The 18,893-nt window shown below is 42.5% G+C and carries 16 protein-coding genes; 8 read left to right on the plus strand and 8 right to left on the minus strand.

Translation table 11 applies throughout. The features are described from left to right. The first annotated feature begins 20 nt into the window (after positions 1 to 20). The 5 genes from vxrA to HRQ85_RS06040 are packed head-to-tail and all read left to right on the plus strand — an operon-like array spanning position 21 to position 4,407. On the plus strand, positions 21 to 1,493 hold the full coding sequence (vxrA, locus tag HRQ85_RS06020) for a sensor histidine kinase VxrA (RefSeq protein WP_048608294.1): 1,473 nt from the start codon (positions 21 to 23) through the stop codon (positions 1,491 to 1,493). Further along, a complete protein-coding gene (vxrB, locus tag HRQ85_RS06025) occupies positions 1,468 to 2,127 on the plus strand; it encodes a response regulator transcription factor VxrB (protein ID WP_172379003.1) in 660 nt (219 codons plus the stop codon). Before vxrA ends, vxrB begins: the two co-directional genes overlap by 26 nt. Next, on the plus strand, positions 2,127 to 3,014 hold the full coding sequence (locus HRQ85_RS06030; protein ID WP_172379004.1) for a DUF2861 family protein: 888 nt from the start codon (positions 2,127 to 2,129) through the stop codon (positions 3,012 to 3,014). The genes vxrB and HRQ85_RS06030 overlap by 1 nt, the downstream gene beginning before the upstream one ends. Positions 3,015 to 3,064: 50 nt before the next feature. Continuing rightward, on the plus strand, positions 3,065 to 4,213 hold the full coding sequence (locus HRQ85_RS06035) for a conjugal transfer protein TraF (RefSeq protein WP_050622381.1): 1,149 nt from the start codon (positions 3,065 to 3,067) through the stop codon (positions 4,211 to 4,213). Between the two features lie 41 nt (positions 4,214 to 4,254). Next, positions 4,255 to 4,407: a YoaH family protein gene (locus tag HRQ85_RS06040; protein ID WP_004731009.1), complete on the plus strand. Its 153-nt coding sequence runs from the start codon at positions 4,255 to 4,257 to the stop codon at positions 4,405 to 4,407. 247 nt (positions 4,408 to 4,654) lie between these two features. Here HRQ85_RS06040 and HRQ85_RS06045 read toward each other — a convergent pair whose 3' ends face one another. The 4 genes from HRQ85_RS06045 to HRQ85_RS06060 all read right to left on the minus strand — a co-directional run bounded on the left by HRQ85_RS06045 (position 4,655) and on the right by HRQ85_RS06060 (position 8,372). Next, positions 4,655 to 4,867, minus strand: a complete 213-nt coding sequence (locus HRQ85_RS06045; RefSeq protein ID WP_172379005.1) for a hypothetical protein — start codon at positions 4,865 to 4,867, stop codon at positions 4,655 to 4,657. 288 nt (positions 4,868 to 5,155) lie between these two features. Then, complete coding sequence (locus tag HRQ85_RS06050; RefSeq protein WP_172379006.1) at positions 5,156 to 6,424, minus strand: GGDEF domain-containing protein; 1,269 nt, start codon at positions 6,422 to 6,424, stop codon at positions 5,156 to 5,158. A gap of 1,264 nt (positions 6,425 to 7,688) precedes the next feature. Further along, positions 7,689 to 8,000 carry a stress response translation initiation inhibitor YciH gene (gene yciH / locus HRQ85_RS06055; RefSeq protein ID WP_008221404.1) on the minus strand — a complete coding sequence of 104 codons (312 nt, stop codon included), beginning with the start codon at positions 7,998 to 8,000 and terminating at the stop codon, positions 7,689 to 7,691. A 3-nt stretch (positions 8,001 to 8,003) separates the two neighbouring features. After that, on the minus strand, positions 8,004 to 8,372 hold the full coding sequence (locus HRQ85_RS06060) for a DUF3319 domain-containing protein (protein ID WP_052879566.1): 369 nt from the start codon (positions 8,370 to 8,372) through the stop codon (positions 8,004 to 8,006). Positions 8,373 to 8,472: 100 nt separating this feature from the next. On the opposite strand from HRQ85_RS06060, the gene HRQ85_RS06065 reads away from it, so the two are divergent. Then, positions 8,473 to 9,441 (plus strand): tyrosine-type recombinase/integrase, encoded by a 969-nt coding sequence (locus tag HRQ85_RS06065; protein WP_172379007.1) that lies wholly within the window; start codon positions 8,473 to 8,475, stop codon positions 9,439 to 9,441. 157 nt (positions 9,442 to 9,598) lie between these two features. Here HRQ85_RS06065 and HRQ85_RS06070 read toward each other — a convergent pair whose 3' ends face one another. Both HRQ85_RS06070 and HRQ85_RS06075 read right to left on the minus strand, forming a co-directional pair. Continuing rightward, positions 9,599 to 10,594, minus strand: a complete 996-nt coding sequence (locus tag HRQ85_RS06070; protein WP_048612673.1) for a D-alanine--D-alanine ligase — start codon at positions 10,592 to 10,594, stop codon at positions 9,599 to 9,601. A gap of 179 nt (positions 10,595 to 10,773) precedes the next feature. Beyond that, entirely contained in the window at positions 10,774 to 11,337 is a 564-nt protein-coding gene (locus HRQ85_RS06075) for an SPOR domain-containing protein (protein WP_048612674.1), read from the minus strand. A 216-nt stretch (positions 11,338 to 11,553) separates the two neighbouring features. Here HRQ85_RS06075 and HRQ85_RS06080 point away from each other — a divergent pair, with 216 nt between their 5' ends. Continuing rightward, a complete protein-coding gene (locus tag HRQ85_RS06080) occupies positions 11,554 to 14,235 on the plus strand; it encodes a bifunctional acetate--CoA ligase family protein/GNAT family N-acetyltransferase (protein WP_172379008.1) in 2,682 nt (893 codons plus the stop codon). On the opposite strand, the gene HRQ85_RS06085 is transcribed toward HRQ85_RS06080, so the two are convergent. Continuing rightward, positions 14,227 to 15,114, minus strand: coding sequence for a LysR family transcriptional regulator (locus HRQ85_RS06085; RefSeq protein WP_172379009.1), 888 nt, complete (start codon positions 15,112 to 15,114; stop codon positions 14,227 to 14,229). The genes HRQ85_RS06080 and HRQ85_RS06085 overlap by 9 nt on opposite strands. A gap of 224 nt (positions 15,115 to 15,338) precedes the next feature. On the opposite strand from HRQ85_RS06085, the gene HRQ85_RS06090 reads away from it, so the two are divergent. Then, positions 15,339 to 17,486, plus strand: a complete 2,148-nt coding sequence (locus HRQ85_RS06090; RefSeq protein WP_048608313.1) for a TonB-dependent hemoglobin/transferrin/lactoferrin family receptor — start codon at positions 15,339 to 15,341, stop codon at positions 17,484 to 17,486. Between the two features lie 339 nt (positions 17,487 to 17,825). Here the strand turns inward: HRQ85_RS06090 and galE are convergent, their stop codons facing one another. Beyond that, on the minus strand, positions 17,826 to 18,839 hold the full coding sequence (galE, locus tag HRQ85_RS06095; protein WP_048608318.1) for a UDP-glucose 4-epimerase GalE: 1,014 nt from the start codon (positions 18,837 to 18,839) through the stop codon (positions 17,826 to 17,828). Between the last annotated feature and the right edge of the window lie 54 nt (positions 18,840 to 18,893).

Here is an 18,893-nt window from a genome sequence, read left to right on the forward strand (position 1 = left end):
TATATATTTGGTTGATCTATATGAATTTGCGTTGGTTTGTGATCATCAAAAGAACATTTACTCTTCTTATCGCTACGTTGTCTGTGTCTGCAAACGCATTTGCTGACTCTTTACCTGAGCGTATCGATAATTTCACCAAACTCTTTGATCATGAAACGGCAATCGAATCTTACGATATTCGAGTGCTACAGGCTGATTATCCAACACGTTTGATCATGCCGTCTTCTATGCTGCCACAAACAGCAGAGTATCCATTAAAAGACATCCAGCGCTTATACCAGTTATCAAAAACCTGTAGCGGTAAACTGCCGTTAAGCCCGTTGATTACTGAGCCTTTAGTTTTTACTCGTGCAATGTGTAAAGGGACCAAGCTTTCTGACCGTTGGTTTAGCCGCAGTGGTTTGATTCACCCTGGTGGTGGTTCTTATGCTGCACGATACGTTGAGAAGTACCCAGAAAAGTTCGACTCTCTGAAGCGCTTTATGCATATTCAAGAGCGACCAAACACCGAACACGACGAACTGCTGTCTCGCTTGCAACAAATGGATAGTGAAGCCATTACCGCGCTGTTAGCGGGTGCGAGTATGTTTGTTGAGCTCGATGAGATGTGGGTAAAACGTGGCGACAGATATTACCTGTATAAAGAATCAGTCTGGAATGAAAACGCCACGCTTGCTGGGTTATCGTTTAGTTTGTCTTCAGAAGGCAATAGCTGTTTTGTCCAGCGTGGTAACGTGTGTTGGGAAATAGAAGATCATTCAGAGCTTCTGCAAGTCGCCATGTTTATCTTGGTTATTGCCAACATCATGCTTGTCTTAGGTTGGGCGATTTACCGCTGGAACAGTAAGAAACAAGAGATGAAGAGTCGTATGCTGGTTCTTCAAATCCTAACGCACGAATTAAGAACGCCGATTGCGAGTTTATCATTGACGGTGGAAGGGTTCAGGCGTGAGTTCGAACACTTGCCAGAATCAGTATATGATGAGTTCCGTAGGCTGTGTGAAGATACACGCCGTTTAAGACAGTTGGCGGAAGCAAGTAAAGATTACCTGCAATCAGACAACCAACCGCTCGCGACAGAGTGGGTACCAAGTGTTGAAGAGTGGCTCCAATACAAAGTTGAAGAAGACTTTGCACCGGGGATTGAACTCCGCGTAAACAAAGATATAGCTGCAAAAGTGAACGTATATTGGTTAGGAACGTGCATCGATAACCTAATCAGAAATGCCGTGAAATACGGTGTGGCTCCAGTAATTCTAGAACTGAATACTTCTGACAAGAAGCTGACATTCAAAGTTATAGATAATGGAGACTTGTCTCGCAAAGATTGGGGGCAACTAAGAAAGCCATTCGTAAGTAAGAGTGGACTCGGTTTAGGTCTGACGATAGTGGAATCTATGGTTGGAAAAATGGGCGGTCACATGACGCTTATCGGCCCCCCAACAACATTTATTTTGGAGATACCTTGTGAAACAGACATTGCTTCTCGTTGAAGATGATAAAAATTTAGCTGACGGTTTATTAGTTAGCCTTGAGCAAGCTGGATATGAATGTTTGCATGCAGAACTGATCTCTGAAGTTGAAGGCTACTGGGAACAAGCGGATCTAGTGATTCTAGACCGTCAACTTCCTGATGGCGACTCAGTAGATTCGCTTCCAGGTTGGAAGAAAAAGAAAGATATCCCTGTTATTTTGCTGACGGCTCTCGTGACAGTAAAAGACAAAGTAGCGGGCCTAGATTCAGGTGCAAACGACTACTTAACAAAGCCATTCGCAGAGGCTGAGCTATTTGCTCGAATTCGTGCTCAACTTCGCCTACCAGATTCAGAAGAACAAGATGCATCAAAAGTTATCGCTCAGAATCTTATTATCGATAAAGCGACACGTGAAGTGTTTTTCAATGAACAGGAAGTGACGTTAACGCGCACTGAATTTGATCTATTACTGTTCTTGGCAAGTAACCTTGGACGTGTATTTACACGTGATGAACTGCTTGACCATGTATGGGGTTACAACCATTTCCCAACAACACGTACGGTAGACACGCATGTTCTGCAACTAAGACAGAAACTGCCGGGTCTAGAAATTGAAACGCTGCGTGGCGTTGGTTACAAGATGAAAGCGTAATGAGAATAGCCTTACTTCCACTATTACTGTTTTCTTGCGTAGCGAATACCGCGCAAGCAACGGATTGGTTTAAGAGCAGCGATGCCCTGACCCAAGTTCATAAACATCTGCTAGATAATGATTTACCTCAGATGTTTGATTCATTAGTGGAAGTTTGGCAAATCAACTCTTCTCAATCACGAGAAGATCACCTCAATGAACTGTTCGATCAAGCATTGAACAAAGATTGTGGTAAAACCCTCACCAGAAAAACACTTCCAGACTGGATCAGTTCAGTCGTCGTAAAAAGACACATCATTCAAAGCCCTGGCCGAGACACCTTTCGTGTATCGATTAATGTCGAATCCGAAAACAACATTCAAGACATTACCTTCGAGAAGTGGGTCGATAAGATCGTTTCTTCGGATAGTGAGTTAACCAAAGACAGTGAAGTGGTAAACAACGCATCGGTGAGTCTATACCGCAAGCGTTACAATTTAGCCTCTCAACTTGAATCCGGTTTATATCGTTTAAGCGTAAAAGATGATGGCGGAAAGTCTTGGAGCACTTGGGTTGTTCTGGGTGAAGTGGCCATGCGTCAACAAGTTCGCTGGGCATCAAAAGACACGTGGCGAATCGATAAAAAAGAACTACTCAATCCTTATTGTCCGCTCCCTAAGCTCGAAATCGGTTTGTACGATTACGTTGATGAACACTATGAACAAGTGTGGGGAAAGAGCTACGAATCTGATTATCCAATGAACCTTACTGGCGAAGAACTTCCCAATGATCGCTATGTTTTAACGGTTTCAATGGTGCATTCACGCTGGCAAGGCGACATAGCGATAGAACAAGCACAAACTATCAGTAAAACTTATGATATTTCTAGCGAAGAAGAGTTAAAGTAATTTAAAATTGTGCCGTTAACTATGTAAGGGATCTAACAAAGATAAACGGCATGAAAAAAACTACAAAACTACTCGCAGCGTCAATTGCATTCGCCAGTCTTCCTCTTTCAGCAGCAAACTACGCCATTGAAGCGCGTGGTGATGCGATGGGTGGTGTTGGTGTTGTTTCAGCAAACTTCCTAACAGCTCCATTCTATAACCCCGCACTTGTTGCGATTTATCGTCGTAATGATGACATGGGAATGATCACGCCAAGTTTCGGCGGTAACTATAATGACCCTAACGACATGAAATCGAATATCGATAGTGTCGTTGATGCGTCAAACACCGCAGACTTAGATGCAGCGCTTAATAAACTTGATGGCAACCAAGCTAATGTAGAATTGGGTGGTGTTGTCGCGTTTGCGCTTCCTAATCAGTTTGTCGCGGCAAACCTTTTCGCTAAAGCCTATACAGAATCATTTGCGACTCCTAACGTTTACACGACAGGTTCAGATGAAGACAAAGTAGAATTGTCTACTGTTGAAGCGGTTTCAATCGGTGTAGCAGAAGTTGGCCTTTCTCTAGCAAAATACCAAACCTTTATGGGGCAACACATCTCATTTGGTATCACACCTAAGATCCAACGTATTTACACGTACAACTATGTTGCGTCGGTTAATGATTACGATTTGTCTGACGTTAGAGAAAACAGCGATGGCGACACTGCGTTCAACATGGATGCCGGTGCACTTTGGTTTTTCGGCCCGTTCCGAGTGGGTGTTGCAGCAACTAACTTGATCTCTAGAGATATCGAAACCAAAGATACAACAAGAACACTTACCAGCAGCACAAGTAGCGCGACCCACCAAGTTGGTGGTAAATACACTTACCAACTAGAGCCGGTATACACAGTGGGTGCAGGTATCGTTTCTGATTACTTTACGTTGAGTGTTGATTACGACCTAAACGAGACAGAGAAGTTTACTTCGTTCGAAGACAACGAACAGATGATTCGTGTTGGTACTGAAGTCGACCTGTTACGTCAGCTTAAGCTAAGGGGAGGGTATTACAAGAACCTGGCTTACTCTGATTCAGAAGGAACAGTGACAGCTGGTATTGGTATCTCACCATTGAACCTGTTTCAGCTAGATCTAAGTGCGAACTACACAAACGAAAATGCAATGGGTGCATCAATCAATTTCCTTGCTAGTTACTAACAGTCCTTATATAGTTCTGCTCCTAAATAAAGGAGCAGAACATGCTAAACGACTTACCAACCCTTTCTCACGAAGAACAACAGAAAGCTGTTGAACGAATTCAAGAAATGATGACCCAAGGCATCAGCACAGCACAAGCTATCAAAATCGTTGCTGAGCAAATTCGTGAAGAAATGAGTAATAAAGAAGAGTAGGGCATCAGCCCTTCTTTTTTAACACCTTAGTGCACTATAACTAAATATTTTACCCTCTAATATATTATCTCGTACATCCCAACTCTTTAGTTAGCCTAACCCCCGCTCTACCCAAAACCCTTAAATACCATTTATTCAATTAGTTACGTCAGAGTGATCCACTTTTCAGGCCTTTCTTGGTTTTGAGTTGTAATTAAATTACAGTAAGATATGAAAGTAAAACAATTGCCATTATAGGTGTCAGCATTTATGTCACCACATCTAAGTGGTTAAATATATGGCGTTTTTTATGGCTAGTGACGTTGTGACTTGTATTTTGAACGGATGAGAATCCATGAATGTTCAGAAGAAGACAAATGAGTAGTTCATCGAAGAACAGGGCGAGACAAGCCACCGCGGTAATGTCCAAAACCGATACCGCGAATGACTTACCACCGCTTAGAGTGAGCTTCGTTGCCACATATGTGCTTTACAGAACAAATATTTAGGTAGCTTACGAGGCGTAAAGGAGTTGTGTAGAAGTCGATTAAGAAACGACGCGTATCAATTTGAGAATGCTAATGATGGCGCTATTACTGATAGTGTGTGCGAATCGATTAGAATTCTGATGAGAGAGCAAAGCTTATGGGCTTGTTTAGTCAGTCGTTAAATATGTAATTGCTGACTAAATAGAGAGTAGATATCGACAGGGTGTTGATGCGTGTTGATAGAGCGTTTAATATTTAGATGCAGGCCAGTCTCGCGAGGCTTAGTCAAAAGTAACGACTTGGTTTCGCCCGTTATCTTTAGCTTGGTAGAGTGCCTTGTCTGCACGCTTTATGGCTGCACGAATCGATTCATTCTGTGTAAGTTGGGTAAAACCACCCGATGCGGTGATGTGAAGCCCTTTGGGCCAAGTGGTTTCGTCCATTGAAGAGTATAGTTTGGCAATAGTTTCGTTACACTGTAGCGTTGTTTGTTCTATACAAACTAATAAGAACTCCTCGCCGCCCCAGCGATACAATAAGTATTGCTCACCAAGGTTGTCGATCACTGTTGAGACAAACAAAATAAGAACTTGATCACCGGTTTCATGACCGTAATGGTCGTTGACCTGCTTAAAATGGTCCAAATCAAACAGAGCTATATGGATTGTCTTTCCTTGTTGTGCAAGACGCTCAAAATCATAAAAGGTATCTAACGCTTCGGTTCTGTTACGGCAGCCAGTTAGAGGGTCGGTAGTCGCCTTTATCTTTAACTCTTCGATTTCTTGGGCTAACAAATGCTGTTGGTTTACAGAAAACAGTCTCGCTCGTCTAGCCACGTATGACGCCCCACAGACATAGCAGACCGCGTAGATTACCCATAAGCTGGTCAAGATCTTCCATAGCATAACCTTGTCCATAATCTTACCGTGGAAAACGATGCTCTCGACCGTCAGAGTATGGTGGCCATCGAGCGTGCTAGCTCCCAGCCCCAATTCAACTGAAACAGCGTTAGTAATATCGACTCCGCTGTTGGTTATCGGGTGGTTGTAGTAGTCAATCCACCATAAAGGTACATTGAAGTAGTCTAAGTCGATGTGTTTTCTATCCGGAAATGAGAAATCTAAGCGATTGAACTTGTTAGAAATAGGGTCGCCTTGGACGCTGTAGTTTTCGTCGTGGTTACGTATGTAGAATCGAAACCTTGGATCCTCTTGACCTTCATATTCCATATTGATGGTCACAGAATCAAATCTGGAGAGATCTAAGCCTTTACCTTCAGTTGAAAGAACAAATTCAACCTCACAGAAAGGTGAACTATAGGTACGATTAAAGTCACACTGTAACTCAATTTTGTCCTTTGACTTGTGTAATGACCCTATAGTGCCGCCATCATGGTCTCTATCTGTGTTTACGCGTGTAGGGTATCTGTCTGGTGTGATTATGTAATTCTTATCCATGATGGTATGGAAAGAGATCAGCGACAGCACGGTCATTGCCAGGCAAAAAACAGAGAAGAAGATGTTGAGTTGTCTGAATGCTTTGTCGCTCATAATATATTTCGTACGTAAACCTGTAACATTATGCGTGATGGAGTATGCAGGCGCAACTAGGGATTCGATTTTGGATTGAGTATGGCTAATATCGTTTGGTTAACAAGCCAGATACAGTCGTTCTTCACCAAAAAATACACGCCCAGCGATCGATATATGCCTAAATAGCGTTGTTTTTGTTCGGTATTTATACGAAAGGTGCCGTTTTAAGGGGTTAATAATGCAACTGTATAAATAAACAGTATTTGTTTGGGTTCTTTATTTTGTGTTCCATAGGACTAAGCTTTACCAGTACAGCTAGCTACAGTGTCACTTTATTTGTTAATTACATGTGTCGATAAACCAATAAACGCTTTCTAAGTTTTCTAATCTCAGGCGGTAACACCATTGCGACTTCAAAAGCGGGCATATCAGCTAGAGAAAACAGGTAAAGCAAAACAAAGAGCAATGGGTTTCAAGCAACTCTTAGGTTTATTACCAAAGCTACCTAAATTCCATTGAACGTAATTTCAGGGCAAACCGTGATTATGGATCTCCCAAGTATCGGTGTTGTGTACCAGCAATAAGTGTAATGAATCTATGCAAACATGTTTGCGCTTGTTCGGCATGGTGTTTCAAACAACATAGGACAAGCATTGCCGTTTAATAATCTCGCTAAACACAAAGTACTAACGCTAGAGTGTCGTTAGGAAGGTTTGACAAATCTGTGTGCGAATCTATGTAAAGACGAACTTGATTAGTTGATGGATTTAAACGAAAGCTCAGCATGTGCAGTTGATAGGAAACATTGGTCGCGTGTGTGAAATCTGAAAAAGAAACAACAACAATGCTCACAAGAATTGCACACAGCGCTGCGAACCATGAATGCAAACCCAGACGGACAAAGTTTCTCGTCAATTAGATTTTCTGAATGAAGATTGAATTGTGTAGACGCTGGCCGTACATATAATTATTAGAATTCAAATGCGCTAAGAAAACTCTGAACGGCGCAAGAAGCGTGAGAGTCAGTCGGAACAAGGGTTTAAGAACAAAAGATGAGAATACTACCTTTAGAATTAACTATACGTGACTGCGTATTATGTACGTTATGTTAAATTAGTTTTGGTGTTTATAAGGCAGGTATCTTTGTGTGATGCCCTGCCTTTGTATTGTGTCGATAGTCTCTTATTTATACTGTGTATTTAACCATACTGGCTATTTACCATAAAATACCTAATAACCAGTGATAATAATCTTCGATTTTAGCCCTGGTATTAGTTAGAGATTAACCGCCAGCAAATTTAACTTTGTAGCCTTTCTTTTCAAGGTGCGCTTTGATCTTGTCTCGAGCATCACCTTGAATTTCGATGTTGCCATCTTTTACTGAGCCACCGCAGCCGCAAACTTTCTTGAGTTCTGCTGCCATTAGTTTTAATGGTGCGTCATCTAGGTCTAAGCCAGTTACGACAGAAACGCCTTTGCCTTTACGGCCTTTGGTTTCTTTTTGGATTCGAACGATCCCATCGCCTTTAGGGCGTTGGACTTTCTCTTCTTCAGGCTTAATACGACCTGTTTCTGTTGAATATACTAGGCTCATAATTTACTTCTTTTGTTGCTCTGCTTTTTGTTTTGCGAGTAAGTAAGCTTCTATATGGCGTTGAATTGCAATCTTGCCGCCTTTGATTAAGCGACCGTTAAACATGCAATACCACGCATTAGGCTCACCGGTGTCATTCTTGATTTGGTAGCCGTTGAAGTTTTCAGTAGAGCCACCAGTTCCTCTCGACTTATTTAATGACATGAATTCTTTTGGATCAATAATAGATGCGGTATCAATCCACCAATCAATACTTTTTTTCACGGCAGCTAGGTTGCCCTGAATAACGTTGTTTTTTAACTTAGCACGCCAAACTGTGTTGTTAGCATCTATCGATTGAAGATGGACGCTTCGGTAAATTGAATTAGCCATATCTATTAATCATCTTTCTGTTTTCACTGCATTAATCATAAGTATACTAATAATGATATCAAGCATAATATGGTAAAAACACCTGTCGAGGTATGGTAATTTGAGAAAAAAAGTCCCTATTTTAACCGACTCTGTGATAATTAATTCATTTGTTGAAAAATTAAACAGCAACGCGACAATAGAAATTATAGATGAGTTGACAGGATTTCAATACTCTCGCAATTCACTGTTGGGCATTTATAGTGATTGGAATCGCTATCATGCGTTCTGTACCAAACATCGTATTAACACACTTCCCGCATCTATAACTGCTGTTCGTCGTTTTCTTGAAACGGAGTCCAACGATAGAAAATACGCATCGCTAAAACGTTACACTGCAACGCTTAGCATGTTACATACTGTGTTGAGCTTTGCTAACCCGATCAAGCACAGGCAAGTTCGCTTTACCCTACTCCACTTACAATCTCATATGGCCGGTGACGCTAAACAAACTAGTGCTATGACATCTGTGCATCTCACTGATTTGAATACGTTACTCTCCCATGAGAAAGCAAACTTGAAAGAGATCAGAGACATCGCTATTTATAACGTGATGTTCGAGTGTGCTTTAAAACGCTCAGAGCTTAAGGTGTTATCGATGAGTGATGTTGAGTACGTTCAAGATCATTACCAAGTAACAGTCAAAGATTCGGCTTATCAGTTGTCACAAATAGCCAGTGTTGCACTTCAACGTTGGCTTTCGTTTACTGGTATACAAGATGAGTTGCCAGTATTTCGTGCGATAGACAAGCATGAGAATATTGGTTTGCAACCTTTAGATGATTCGTCCATCTATAGGATATTGAGAAGAGCTAGCGACTTACTTCAACTGCCAGAAAATCTCCATTTCTCTGGAAATTCGATTCGTGTTGGTGCTGCACAAGAGTTGTCGAAACAAGGTCTTAAGGTTAGAGAGATTCAGGACTTTGGTCGTTGGCTTAGCCCGGCAATGCCAGCCCAATATGTCGGTTTCACGGGAACGGCTGAGAGTGAAAAAATGAAGTTTAAGGCGTTAATACCTTGGCAATGACGGTTCCTAGATAATTTGGATATTACTACGTTGATATAAGTTGTGGCTAAAATGATAGATTCGTAAAAACGGCTGGCTTTAAAAACAAAAAGTGCCTTGGCGAAAGCTTAAGGCACTTTTGGCTTCCGCTCTAAGTGAACGAAAACGAGTTAGAAACCTAAGAAAGGCTAGTTCTCACGCAGTTCTCCAAGAACTGGCTGAATTTGTGGCCGTCATGCTCAACCATTTTAGGGAACATGGAGATTGGCGTCATACCTGGGAAGGTGTTGACTTCGTTCAGGTAGATTTCGTTGTCTTGCGTTAAGAAGAAGTCGATACGAGACAAATGGCGAAGCTTCATCTGAGTGAAGACTTTTCGTGCGCTGTCTGCAATCAATTCACGCTGTTCGTCTGTTAAGTTACTTGCTTCAACTTCAGTGATCGAGTGACTGTCCGCACTGTACTTCTCTTCGTAAGAGTAAAATGCGCCATTAGGTGCAATCACCTCGCCCGGCTTGCTGATATGCAGCTCGCCATCGATTTCATAAGCAGCAACTTCTAGCTCTCTAGGCACCACTGATTTCTCAACCAATACTTGGTCCGAGAAAGTAAACGCCTTGTTGATAGCCTCGCTTAAATCTTCTACTTGGTTAACTTGGTAACAACCTACAGAAGAACCTTGACGAGCCGCTTTCACAAACACTTTATCCCAATTTTCAAATGCTTGAATTGCTTGTGAGTGAGCTTGGTCATTGTTGTCTGATAAGAACAGGTACGGCGTGTTTGGAATACCGAGTGCGTCGTACCAAAGCTTTGACGTGATTTTGTTAAAGCTGTTGTTACTCGCTTCTGAACCACAACCTAGGTATGGAATTTTAGCCATTTCAAACAGTGATTGAATGTCACCTGTTTCACCTGGGAAGCCGTGGATGCAAGGCACAATGAAATCCACTTTAGATGCTAAATTGTCACCGCGTAAGGTTTGGTCATTAATATCAAGATAAACCAATTCACCAGAATCAAGACACCAGCCTTCGTTTTTAATTTCAACTCTCACAACGTTAAAATCTGCAACGGTATTGAGTTGTTCAAAAAGGTAGTTGGCTGAAACTAAAGACACTTCATGCTCTGAAGATCCACCGCCGCAAAGTAGAAGGATGTTTGTGGTGTTCATGGGTAAATTCGGTCCTTGAAACTAGGAGTACTGACTTCAATGATAAACAAAAGTCGAGATAGGTACAGTGTTTTGACTGTTAAAATTGCGTTCGAAAGATCGAGCGATTAACTATTAAACAAAACAGCGAGTCTTAAAACAAAAGAAGGAGCACTTGCCCCTTCTTTATGAATCAAAACTTAGTTCAACTTGTTAAGCGTTGGGTATTCAGAGTTCTTGATGTCATCAATGCTCTTAACGAACGGCTTCAAGTTTTGGAAAGTGTTCGGCAGTGTTGAGATTGCCTTTTTAGCTTCTAAGCGCGTTGCGTAGTCACCATAAAGTACCGTGAACCACTTAGTGCCGTTAACCATTTTGTAGTTTTCCCAAACTGGTTGAGAAGTCGTAGGTAGCATTTTCACGAAAGAATCGACTTTACTTTGGCTGCCAACAGCAACAACTTGAACTGTGTAACCAAAACGTTGGTTCATGTCTTGTTGTTTCTTGGTTGGGCCTGTCACTACTGCAACTGGCTTAGTTTTAGTCGTTTGAGCGACTTTCTGTTCAACAGGTTCGGTTCTGATAACGTTGACAACATTTTCTTCAACAACGCTTGTTTGCTCAGATTGAGATACAACTGGAGCTTCAACTTTTGCCGTTTTGTACTCTTCTTGATAACTATCTGAAGTGACATTGGTAACGTAGTCGTCAGATACACATGCAGCCAAGAGCAGTGGCAAAGTCACAATTGCAAATTTTTTCATGGAAAGCTCTATATCCTTAATAATAATTACTATAAATCATGCCGATACGTCGGTTTAGAATCAAGTTAACTTTGAGATTATACACCATTAGTGGGTGACCTATTTCACAAACTTTATGCAGTGTTTGCTTATTCATCTGAATTCGGTGAATTTGCCATCAACCCGTAAGTGCAAAGTAAGTTACGATGAACTTACGTGCATTGCTAGGATATGTCTATGAATCATCTTGATCCCCTACTTAAACCCCGTTCAATCGCTGTTGTTGGTGCTTCTCAACGAGAAACGCGCGCAGGGTATATTGTTATGAACAACTTATTGCACGGGGATTTCAAAGGTGCGGTGATGCCGGTTACGCCGAAATATGATTCAGTGGCCGGTGTGCTTTCTTACAAGAACATTTTGTCGTTACCGATTGTTCCTGATCTCGCAATCTTGTGTACCAATGCGACCCGTAATGTCGCTATTTTTGAAGAGCTGGCTGAGAAAGGGATTGCGTCTGTGATTGTGCTTTCTTCCGACATGCAGCAAGAAAGCGACAATGGTGAGACGTATGATGAACGATGCCTAGCGATTGCAAAAAAACACAACATTCGAGTGTTGGGTTCTAATAGTTTGGGAGTGATTGTCCCTTGGTTAAATTTGAACGCCTCATTCTCTCCAGTGACAGCATTACCCGGTAAGATCGCCTTTGTTTCTCAGTCGGCAGCTGTGTGTACCACTATTCTCGATTGGGCTAATGACAAAGAGATCGGTTTTTCGGCGTTTATCTCTATAGGCAATGGTAGCGATATCGAATTCTCGGAGTTATTGGATTATCTCAGTACCGACTCTCACACCGAAGCGATATTGCTTTATGTAGACAGCATTACTGATGCGAGGCGCTTTATTTCTGCAGCGCGTGCGGCTTCGCGTAACAGACGAATTTTGGTGTTGAAAGGCGGTCGAACGGCGAAAGGCAGAGCCGCAGCAATGGCACACACTGGCGGCGCCGACACGTTAGATATCATTTACGACTCTGCAATTCGACGCAGCGGCATGCTACGAGTTAAGAACTTACATGAACTGTTTGCTGCGGTAGAAACACTGACTCATTCAGTCCCCTTACGTGGCGAGCGCTTGGCTATTGTTACTAATGGTGGCGGCCCTGCGATTATGGCGGTGGATACCCTATTTGACCGCGGTGGTAAGCTCGCAGAGTTTTCAGAAGAGACACTTGATAAGTTGAACAAGGTTTTGCCATCGAGTTGGTCTCATAGCAATCCTATCGATATTGTCGGCGACGCTGGTGATCAGCGTTATATCGACACCATAAACATCTTACTCGATGGCGACGAAGCGGACGCGATTCTTATCATGCACAGCCCTTCTGCGGTCGCACATTCAGCCAAAACGGCAGAGCGAATTATTGAAGCGATTAAAAAGCACCCTCGCCACAAGCGCTTTAACATCCTGACGAATTGGTCTGGTGAGCTAACAGCAAGGCCTGCACGAAAGCTGTTTACCGAAGCGGGTTTCCCTACCTATCGAACCCCTGAAAGCTCAGTGGTCGCATTCATGCACTTAGTCGAGTACAGACGTAACCAACGTCAGTTAATGGAAACGCCGACTACTGCAGAAAAAGTACACATTGAAGATCTAGCAGATGCGAAAAATTGGATAGAACGACAACTACTGGGTAAAGATACAGTGAGTCTTGATACTCACCAAAATAGCCAGTTTTTCAAGAGCTTCAACCTCGATGTGTTACCAACTTGGATCGCTTCTGACCCAAGTGAAGCAGTACACATCGCTGAAACGATTGGTTATCCCGTCGCAGTAAAATTACGTTCGCCGGATATTGCACATAAGTCAGACGTACAAGGCGTGATGCTCAATTTGCGAAACAGCAGTGAAGTTGCCAATGCGGCTCAGGCAATTCTCGATCGTTCTCAATTATCCTTCCCTACAGCGCACATCCATGGCTTGTTGATTCAAGGTATGGCCAAGCTCGCGGGTGGCCAAGAACTGCGTATTAAGGTTACAACAGACGAAACCTTCGGCCCAATCATTTTACTTGGACAAGGTGGTTCGGAATGGGATGAATCGATTGATGCCGCCGCTGCTTTTCCTCCGCTCAACATGACACTGGCACGTTACTTGATTATTCGAGCGATAAAAAGCGGCAAGATTCGTCTACAAAAACTCCCTAACCCGATTGATATAGAGGGCCTTTCTGAATTATTGGTTCGTATATCGCAGATGGTGGTTGATTGCCCTGAAATACATGATTTGGATATCCATCCAGTGCTGGCCAACGGAGACAAGTTCACGATATTAGACGCCGATATCATATTGAAAGCCTACGAGGGGGATCCGCAAGAAAGGTTGGCAATTCGCCCTTACCCAGTCGAGCTTGAAGAACGCATCCAGTTAAAAGATGGGACAGAAGTGTTGCTACGCCCTATTCTTCCCGAAGATGAACCGCTTCATGCTGACTTCATTAACCGAGTGTCTAAAGAAGATCTCTATAAGCGTTTCTTTAGTGATGTCGGTGAATTTAATCATGAGGCGTTGGCGAATTTCACTCAGATTGATTTTGATAGAGAAATCGCCTTTGTGGTCGTTCGCGAGGAGCAAGGCGTTCCAGCGATCATCGGCGTGTCCCGTGCGCTGATTAACCCTGAGAACACGGACGCCGAATTCGCAATATTGATTCGTTCTGACCTTAAAGGTGTTGGTCTAGGTCGCATTCTGATGACTAAGGTTATAGATTACTGCCGAGCGAAGCAGACTAAACAGATGTCGGGTATGACGATGCCAACCAATAGAGGGATGCTAACACTAGCTCAAAAGCTCGGTTTTAAGCTAGATATCAGTTTTGAAGACGGTACTGCAGATATGGTGTTACCGTTACTTTAACGCCCATGTCTTTTTAAGATGTTGGATACACCAAGACTTGGCGTCGCCCATTTTGTTGCGTCGCCAAGCCATTACGATGTCAATAGGCTGCGGCTCGGTACCTGAGATCTGCTGTAGTACGCCAGATTCAATCAAAGGTTTAGCGACACTATTCGGCAAGGTGCCAATCCCTAGTCCTGATGTCAAAGCCTCTACTTTTGCTGGAAAACTTGTCACAGTTAATCGTGGCTGTTTTTCTAGAATATTGATACTTAGTGCAGGCTGATCGCGCGCGGTATCTGCAATAGCAACAACCCTGTAACTTTCTCTCGCCTTTTGGTCGAATTCACCAGAACGTTTGTGAACATAGTGGTTCGATGCCGCTACCCAAACCATTTCCATTTTACCGACAACGTCACTTTTCATGTCGTTTGGGATAGTGTCAACCTTTGGGCACACCAGTAAATCTGCTCGGCCGTCTGAAAGGGATTCCCAACACCCTGCTAAGATCTCTTCTTGCAAACGAACACGTGTTTTACTGATTTTTCCTAGTTCATCTACCAGAGGGAAAAAGTTAGCAATCGGGATAATACCATCAAAGGCGATGGTCAAATCGAGCTCCCAACCATTGGCTAGAATGCTTGCCTCGTTAACAAGGCGTTCTGTTGCCCCAAGAATTACCCTACCTTGCTCAAGTATCAACTGGCCCGCTTCTGTGAAGTTTGCACGATGTCCAGAACGGTCAAAAATCATGATGTCCAGATCTTGTTCAAGCTTCTGTATTTGATAACTGAGTGATGAAGGCGCTCTGTCCATTTCATTGGCCGCAGCGGCGAAGCTTCCACGTCGGTCGATGGCATCTAATATGTGTAACGCTTCAAGTGTTATTGGACTATGCATCAGTTTCCTACTTTATAAATGAGAGGTTAATCACAAAAATGGAAGCATTCACCAGATAAATGGAACCATTAAAGGTCTTTTAATACAATGGGTTATACGATTTGGGCGTGTTTTAATGACAAAAGTACAAATAAATTTAAATGCAAATAATAGTAATTATCATTTAGATCCAATATTATCTTTCGCAAATCAAGATAATACTATGGAATTAAGGTAACTATCAGATGTATAAGCAATCCCTACTCTCTGCGTCAATCGTTTTAGCGCTTTCATCAACATCAGCCTTTGCTGAAGATTATGCCCTATTTGACGAGGTTGTTGTATCTTCGACTCGTACTAATCAAACACTTATCAATACAGCGGCTTCTGTTACTGTTATATCGGATAAGCAAATTGAAGAGAATATGGCGAAAGACGTGAATGAAATCTTCGAATACACTCCAGGTGTAACGATGAACTCAAGCTCCCGCCAAGGTGCACAAACTATCAATATTCGTGGCATGGAAGGTAAGCGCGTTAAGATCTTAGTAGATGGCTCATCGCAACCAGGTTCATTTGATGGTGGCCCTTATGCATTTATTAACTCTAGCGGTATCTCAATCGACCCAGATATGTTGAAAAGCGTTGAAATCATCAAAGGCGCGGCTTCAAGTTTACACGGAAGTGACGCTATTGGTGGTGTTGTTGCTTTCGAAACTAAAGACCCTTCTGATTTCTTGAAAGATGGCGAAGACTTCGGTGGCCAAGCGAAACTGTCTTACTCTTCAGAAGATAACTCTTTCAGTGAGCACGTTGCATTAGCTAATCGATTTGGTGATTTAGAAACATTGGTTGCCTACACTCGCCGTGACGGTGAAGAGCTTCAAAACTTCCGCGACTCTAATAACTTAGAGAATTACGCAGTAGAAGATCAAGACACATCTGCAGATAACCTTTTAGTAAAATTGCAATACCAATTGAACGAAAGCCATCGTATTGAGTTTTTAGCTGAGCTAATCAAAGATACTTCTGACTCTGACATTTATCACTCAAGCTACGATAGTTACACGGGTGCAGATGATACAGAGCAAAATCGATTTGCGATTAAACACATTTGGTTCGCTGATGGCGCTATCGCTGACACAGTAACGAGCAAAGTGTCATACATCTCTAAAGAAGAAAATGGGGTGACGAAGCGCTTTAAACCAGCAGGTCCTGGTTTCCCACCTTATGTCCCTGCTAACAATGACAATCTTCAAACAAAGGACTATGAATACACCGAAGATAAGCTTGAGATCGAAACTCAGCTAGACAAAGAGATTAACAACCATTACCTAGTTTATGGTGCAACATACACACATAGTGATATTAGCAATACAAACATGGAGTACAACTCGGATCCTGATACTGATGATCAGCTTTATGTATACACTCCTGATGCTAAAGAGCAGAAGTTTGGTCTGTTTGTACAAGACGAAATTAGCCTAATGAACGACAAACTTGTTGTTACTCCAGGTGTTCGTTTCGATTACTTCTCTACAGACCCTGGTAAAAATACGGGTGAGTCACTTACGGACTTCTCTGATTCTGCGGTAACTGGACGTTTAGGATCAACATACAAACTTACTGATACAGGCACCATTTTTGGCCAGATTAGCCAAGGCTTTAGAGCCCCTTCTTTCGATGAACTGTACTACACGTACGACAACCCAGGACATGGTTACGTAAACGACCCAAACCCGGACCTTAAGTCAGAAACCAGTATCTCTTACGAGCTAGGTTACCGTCATAATACACAGGCTTCATCGTCTGAAATTGCGGCTTACTACAGTGATTACGATGACTTCATCGAAACAGTGGTAACGAAAAAAGTTGGCGGGACTACACACTACTCTAACGTTAACCTAGATTCGGCAACAATTAAGGGTGTTGAATTCTCTAACACGTTACTATGGGATGTTTTGGTTGGTGCACCTAAGGGTATTTCAACCCACTTCGTTGCTTCATACACAGAAGGTGAAGATGGAAACGGTAATGCACTGAATAGTGTTAATCCTTGGAATGCTGTATTAGGTCTTAACTACGATGCTCCAAACCAAAACTGGGGTACTAGCCTTAAGTTAAACTACACGGCTAACAAGTCTGGTTCAGACATCAACTTCGATGACGAAAGCGGCGGTAACGCTGGTCAAGCTGAGCTTCCGAGTGCAACGGTTGTTGACTTGACGGCTTACTACAAGCCAATGAAAGATCTTACTATTCGTGGTGGAGTATTCAACTTAACTAACGAAGAGTACTACCGTTGGAATGACATTCGCGGCGATGATGAGCTTTACAAAGAGAACTCTCAAGCAGAAAGAAACTACGGTATTTCAGCTAAATACGAATTCTAATTCGTTTAAAACCTGAATTGCAGATACTAAAAAGCCAGCTAAATGCTGGCTTTTATTATTTCACTAAAAATTGTATCAAAAAGGGATAAAGTGAAATTACTTCTCTGCCATTTCTTTCTTAACCATTACTGCAGCAGCAACGATGAAAGTGATGATTAGGCCTAGTTCCATGATTAACTCCAAAGAAAATTAACATTAAACATATAATTCGCGTGGATGATAACACAACAGATACAGAATGATACTTTTTAACCACTAATTTACTTTTTATTCGATTTAGATCAAAAAAGATGCCGTAAAGCATCTTTTTGTAAGTTAACTATTCATGAAATAACTAGATCAACCAGGGAAACCATCAGGATTGGTTGACTGCCAGCGCCATGTATCTTCAGTCATTTCAGTCAGTGTACGTGTTGCATTCCAACCAAGCTCTTTCTGAGCTTTAGCAGGATCTGCCCAACATTCTGCGATGTCACCCGGGCGGCGCTCGACAAGCTTATAAGGGATATCTTTACCGCTCGCTTTCTCAAACGCTTTAACCATGTCTAATACACTTGAACCGTTACCAGTGCCAAGGTTGTAGATATGAAGACCATCTTTGCGCCCTACTTTTTCAAGCGCTGCGATGTGGCCATCAGACAGATCCATTACGTGGATGTAATCGCGAACGCCAGTACCATCTTTTGTTGGATAATCGCTACCAAATACAGATAGGAATTCACGGCGGCCTACTGCTACTTGAGAGACAAATGGCATTAGGTTATTTGGGATACCTTGCGGATCTTCACCTAGCTCACCACTTGGATGTGAACCTACAGGGTTAAAGTAACGCAGCAGTGTAATGCTCCAATCCGGATTGGCTTTTTGGAAATCGGTTAAACACTCTTCAACCATTAGTTTACTACGACCATATGGGTTGGTTGCGCTGGTTGGGAAGTCTTCAGTAATTGGCACACTTGCAGGATCGCCGTATACCGTTGCTGAAGAGCTGAATACCAAGGTTTTTACACCCGCATCACGCATTGCATCAACAAGAACTAAAGTGCCGTTTACGTTGTTGTCGTAGTATTCAAGAGGCTTTTCCACAGACTCTCCGACGGCTTTCAGACCAGCAAAGTGGATAACCGCTTCGATGTTGTGTTGCTTCATGGTTTCAGTCAAAAGCGCTTTATCACGAACGTCACCTTCAATGAAGTTGGGACGAACGCCCGAGACTTTTTCGATACGCTCTAGAACGCTTGGTTTACTGTTGTACAAGCTATCAAAAAGTACAGGTGTCATACCTGCGTTGATCATCTGGATACTTGTATGGCTACCAATGTAACCCATGCCACCTGTAACTAAAACATTCATGCTTAGCAGACCTTTTAATTAAAAATATTCAACCTATCACTTATGATACAACAA

Origin of the sequence: Vibrio sp. Vb339 (assembly GCF_902751245.1) — a bacterium.
Taxonomy (GTDB): Bacteria; Pseudomonadota; Gammaproteobacteria; order Enterobacterales; family Vibrionaceae; genus Vibrio; species Vibrio coralliirubri.

What these genes read in the sequence shown, in the direction of transcription:
- HRQ85_RS06060 (WP_052879566.1), bottom strand. Translation starts at nt 8,372, where the DNA reads ATGGCTAATTCAATTTACCGAAGCGTCCATCTTCAATCGATAGATGCT.
- HRQ85_RS06030 (WP_172379004.1), top strand. Translation starts at nt 2,127, where the DNA reads ATGAGAATAGCCTTACTTCCACTATTACTGTTTTCTTGCGTAGCGAAT.
- HRQ85_RS06070 (WP_048612673.1), bottom strand. Translation starts at nt 10,594, where the DNA reads ATGAACACCACAAACATCCTTCTACTTTGCGGCGGTGGATCTTCAGAG.
- yciH (WP_008221404.1), bottom strand. Translation starts at nt 8,000, where the DNA reads ATGAGCCTAGTATATTCAACAGAAACAGGTCGTATTAAGCCTGAAGAA.
- vxrA (WP_048608294.1), top strand. Translation starts at nt 21, where the DNA reads ATGAATTTGCGTTGGTTTGTGATCATCAAAAGAACATTTACTCTTCTT.
- HRQ85_RS06075 (WP_048612674.1), bottom strand. Translation starts at nt 11,337, where the DNA reads ATGAAAAAATTTGCAATTGTGACTTTGCCACTGCTCTTGGCTGCATGT.
- HRQ85_RS06050 (WP_172379006.1), bottom strand. Translation starts at nt 6,424, where the DNA reads ATGAGCGACAAAGCATTCAGACAACTCAACATCTTCTTCTCTGTTTTT.
- HRQ85_RS06035 (WP_050622381.1), top strand. Translation starts at nt 3,065, where the DNA reads ATGAAAAAAACTACAAAACTACTCGCAGCGTCAATTGCATTCGCCAGT.
- galE (WP_048608318.1), bottom strand. Translation starts at nt 18,839, where the DNA reads ATGAATGTTTTAGTTACAGGTGGCATGGGTTACATTGGTAGCCATACA.
- HRQ85_RS06040 (WP_004731009.1), top strand. Translation starts at nt 4,255, where the DNA reads ATGCTAAACGACTTACCAACCCTTTCTCACGAAGAACAACAGAAAGCT.
- HRQ85_RS06080 (WP_172379008.1), top strand. Translation starts at nt 11,554, where the DNA reads ATGAATCATCTTGATCCCCTACTTAAACCCCGTTCAATCGCTGTTGTT.
- HRQ85_RS06090 (WP_048608313.1), top strand. Translation starts at nt 15,339, where the DNA reads ATGTATAAGCAATCCCTACTCTCTGCGTCAATCGTTTTAGCGCTTTCA.
- HRQ85_RS06085 (WP_172379009.1), bottom strand. Translation starts at nt 15,114, where the DNA reads ATGCATAGTCCAATAACACTTGAAGCGTTACACATATTAGATGCCATC.